General features: G+C 66.8%; 1 protein-coding gene. It reads left to right on the forward strand.

Going from position 1 to position 570, the window contains the following annotated elements:
* Window positions 1–173 precede the first annotated feature (173 nt).
* A partial coding sequence (locus G5C51_RS42425) for a 2'-5' RNA ligase family protein (protein WP_338118520.1) occupies window positions 174–570 on the forward strand: 397 nt, incomplete at its 3' end.

The raw sequence follows: 570 nt of genomic DNA on the forward strand, positions 1-570 counted from the left end.
GGTGGAATGTGGCAGGCTGACCTGCGGGAAGTCCATGACGGCGACAGTCGCTGGTGGCGGTTCGGGAACGGGAGTGATGGGTGAGCGGGTGGGGGCATGTGGCGGGGGATACGGCGCTGACTATTCATGTGCCGGAGCTCAATTCCGTGGTGCGGGCCGGGTTTCCTGCGCATGTGACAGTGCTCTTTCCCTTTCTGCATGACTCGCGCCTCGATGAGGCTACGGAGCGCGAGCTGGTCGAGTTGATCGCTGCGCATGATGCCTTCGAGCTGACCTTCGCCGAGTTCCGGCGGTATCCGGGCGTGCTGTACCTCGAGCCGTGGCCGGCCGGGCCTGTGCGGGCTCTCACCAAGAGCGTCGTGGAGCGGTGGCCCGAGTGTGTGCCGTATCGGGGGATCTTCGGTGTGGGCGGGCTGGAGCCGCATCTGACCGTGGACAACAGCGAGCCGCCGGAGACGCAGGAGCGGGCTTACGACGCGCTCCAAGTCGAGTTGGCGCCGTGGTTGCCGGTCACGGCCGCGGTGCGGGAGGTGTTGATGATCGTCTGGGAGGGTGGGCGGTGGGTGGAGC

The organism is Streptomyces coryli (assembly GCF_011044975.1).
GTDB lineage: Bacteria > Actinomycetota > Actinomycetes > Streptomycetales > Streptomycetaceae > Streptomyces > Streptomyces coryli.